At 73.9% G+C, this 3020-nt stretch carries 3 protein-coding genes and 1 pseudogene; all 4 read left to right on the top strand.

Going from position 1 to position 3020, the window contains the following annotated elements:
* Positions 1-13 precede the first annotated feature (13 nt).
* Positions 14-928, top strand: a complete 915-nt coding sequence (gene rsmI / locus PV721_RS42510; RefSeq protein ID WP_319734128.1) for a 16S rRNA (cytidine(1402)-2'-O)-methyltransferase — start codon at positions 14-16, stop codon at positions 926-928.
* Positions 929-1089: 161 nt separating this feature from the next.
* Positions 1090-1578 carry a hypothetical protein gene (locus PV721_RS42505; RefSeq protein WP_416371293.1) on the top strand — a complete coding sequence of 163 codons (489 nt, stop codon included), beginning with the start codon at positions 1090-1092 and terminating at the stop codon, positions 1576-1578.
* 10 nt (positions 1579-1588) lie between these two features.
* Positions 1589-2500, top strand: coding sequence for a TatD family hydrolase (locus PV721_RS42500; RefSeq protein ID WP_319734124.1), 912 nt, complete (start codon positions 1589-1591; stop codon positions 2498-2500).
* A 148-nt stretch (positions 2501-2648) separates the two neighbouring features.
* Positions 2649-3020 (top strand): annotated as a pseudogene (locus PV721_RS42495) (hypothetical protein); the annotation flags it as partial.

The raw sequence follows: 3020 nt of genomic DNA, 5'->3' as shown, positions 1-3020 counted from the left end.
GCGGGAGCGTCCGATGGTGTTAAGGGAAAGGGTGACAACTGACCAGCCCCGCGGTACCGAGACCACCTCCGTTGACGGCGTCCTCGTCCTCGCCGGCACCCCCATCGGCGACCTCGCCGACGCCCCGCCGCGCCTCGCGGCCGAGCTGGAGCGGGCCGACGTGATCGCCGCCGAGGACACCCGGCGGCTGCGCCGGCTGACCCAGGGACTCGGCGTGCACACCACCGGGCGTGTCCTCTCGTACTTCGAGGGCAACGAGTCCGCGCGCACCCCCGAGCTGGTCGAGGCCCTGGCCGGCGGCGCGCGGGTGCTGCTCGTGACCGACGCCGGCATGCCCTCGGTCTCCGACCCCGGCTACCGGCTGGTCGCCGCCGCGGTGGAGAAGGACATCAAGGTCACCGCCGTCCCCGGGCCGTCCGCCGTGCTCACCGCGCTGGCGATGTCCGGGCTGCCGGTGGACCGGTTCTGCTTCGAGGGCTTCCTGCCGCGCAAGGCGGGCGAGCGCCTCGGCCGGCTGCGCGAGGTCGAGGGCGAGCGGCGCACGCTCGTCTACTTCGAGGCCCCGCACCGGCTCGACGACACCCTCGCCGCGATGGCCGAGGTCTTCGGCGCCGAGCGGCGGGCCGCGGTCTGCCGCGAGCTGACGAAGACGTACGAGGAGGTCAAGCGCGGCGGGCTCGGCGAGCTCGCGGCCTGGGCCGCCGAAGGGGTGCGCGGGGAGATCACCGTCGTCGTGGAGGGCGCCCCCGCCGCCGGACCCGGCGACGTGGACGCCGAGGAGCTGGTGCGCCGGGTGCAGGTGCGCGAGGAGGCGGGGGAGCGGCGCAAGGAGGCCATCGCGGCGGTCGCGGCCGAGGCCGGGGTACCCAAGCGCGAGGTGTTCGACGCGGTGGTCGCGGCAAAGAATGCGGCACAAAAGATGCCGTAATTCGGTAAAGGGATAACCTGAAAGGCAAAGCTCAGACCGCGCACCGGGCGCTTTCGGCATGGACTCGCCCAAAGACCGTCCAACACTGGACAGGGCCCGATGCGCTCCCGCCTGAAGAGGCGTCCACTGGCCATGGCACCAGTGGAACAAGAGGAGCTGGCATGAGTGAGATCGCTGACACCCCGGTACCCGTCCCCGCCGAAGTCCCTGCCGCCGTACCCAGCCCCGGCGTGCAGACCGTGTACGAGGCCTACTCCTTCGCGTGCATGAAGTGCGGGTACGCCTGGGAGCAGGGGTACGCCATCGAGCACCACGTCGACGGCCGGGGCGAGCCGTTCATCATGTACACGGTCAACGGTGAGCGGGTGCCCTCCCCGCTGTCCAACCCGACCTGCATGAACTGCGGCGGACACGTCGTACGGATCATGCGCGCGGGCCAGGTCTCCTCGGTGCTCGGCATGATCGACCACCTCTACCACCACCGCATCGCCCCCGGGATAGCCGGACCGGTGCCGGCCGGGGCCGACGTCCCCCGGACCCCGAAGCCCCGCAAGGGGACGCACGATTCCCCCGGGCCCGTCGCCGTCGACCGCGCCCAGGAGCGCCGGGGCCCGCTCTCCCGCCTGATGGGCATCTTCCGCCGGTCATAAGATCGGCCGTATGAGCCCTTCCTCCGCCTCCAAGGACGCACTGCCTCCGCTGCCCGAACCCCTCCGGGTGGCGGTGGCGGACTCGCACACCCACCTCGACATGCAGGCGGGCACCGTCGAGGAGGGCCTCGCGAAGGCCGCCTCGGTCGGCGTGACCACCGTCGTCCAGGTGGGCTGCGACGTGAAGGGCTCCCGGTGGGCCGCCGAGACCGCCGCTGCGTACGAGAACGTCCACGCGGCCGTCGCCCTCCACCCGAACGAAGCCCCCCGGATCGTCCTCGGGGATCCTGGGGGCACCTCCCAGCCCCCTGGGGCTGGGGGAGGCTGGTCGCGCCAGGGAGCCAGGGCCGGCGGCGGCGAGGGCGCGCTGGACGAGGCGCTCGCCGAGATCGAGGCGCTCGCCGCCCTCGACCACGTGAAGGCGGTCGGCGAGACCGGGCTGGACTACTTCCGCACCGGCCCGGAAGGGATGGCCGCGCAGGAGCGCTCCTTCCGCGCCCACATCGAGATCGCCAAACGGCAGGGCAAGGCACTCGTCATCCACGACCGCGAAGCCCACGCGGACGTACTGCGCGTCCTGCGCGAAGAGGGCGCCCCGGAGCGGACCGTCTTCCACTGCTACTCCGGGGACGCCGACATGGCCCGCGAGTGCGCCGCCGCCGGGTACTACATGTCCTTCGCCGGGACCGTCACCTTCAAGAACGCGGCGCCGCTGCGCGAGGCGCTGGCCGTGGCCCCGCTGGAGCTGGTGCTCGTCGAGACCGACGCGCCCTACCTGACCCCGGCGCCCTACCGCGGACGGCCCAACGCTCCGTACCTCATTCCGCTGACGGTACGGGCGATGGCGGCGGTCCGCGGCATCGACGAGGACGCGATGGCCACCGCGCTGGCCACCAATACGGCGCGCGCCTTCGCCTACTGAACCGGCCCGTCCACCGGTGATCCACGAGGGGCCCCGCCCCGCCGCTCCGACACGCTGGGTGTCCGTCCGACTTTGGAGCGTGACGACTCCTCCGCTAGGGTGCCGTGCCCGAACCCGGGGGTGCCGGATCACCAGTGGAGCGAGCGTCGTGAGCGATACGCAGGGCAGTCACCGCCGTGCCGGTCTCGTCCCGGAGGCGTACGGGGCCGAGCTCCCGGCCTGGACGGCCGGGACGGCGGATCCCGGGGCCACGCTCCCAGACCCGGACGCCGGGGTTCCCGCCCCGCGCGCCGGGAGCCGGCGGGCCGGCCGGCGCCGCCGGGGCGCGGACGCCGCCACCGGTCCCGGCCGCCAGGGCGACAGGCCCCCGGCCGAACTCGCCGAGCTGGCCGCCGTGGCGGAGCTGGCCGAACTGGCCGAACTGGCCCGGCTCTCCGAGGCCGACACCCTGGCCGCGCCCGGCTCCGGCCGCCGCCGGGCCGCAGGCCCGGCCGTCGCCGCCCCCGCACCCGCACCCGCC

This window comes from Streptomyces sp. MB09-01, assembly GCF_033794505.1.
Lineage (GTDB): Bacteria > Actinomycetota > Actinomycetes > Streptomycetales > Streptomycetaceae > Streptomyces.
The sequence above is the reverse complement of the archived record's forward strand: the minus strand, read 5'-3'. Positions and strand labels throughout refer to the sequence as shown.

Coding starts and splice junctions, on each gene's coding strand:
- rsmI (WP_319734128.1), top strand. CDS start 14: ATGGTGTTAAGGGAAAGGGTGACAACTGACCAGCCCCGCGGTACCGAG.
- PV721_RS42505 (WP_416371293.1), top strand. CDS start 1,090: ATGAGTGAGATCGCTGACACCCCGGTACCCGTCCCCGCCGAAGTCCCT.
- PV721_RS42500 (WP_319734124.1), top strand. CDS start 1,589: ATGAGCCCTTCCTCCGCCTCCAAGGACGCACTGCCTCCGCTGCCCGAA.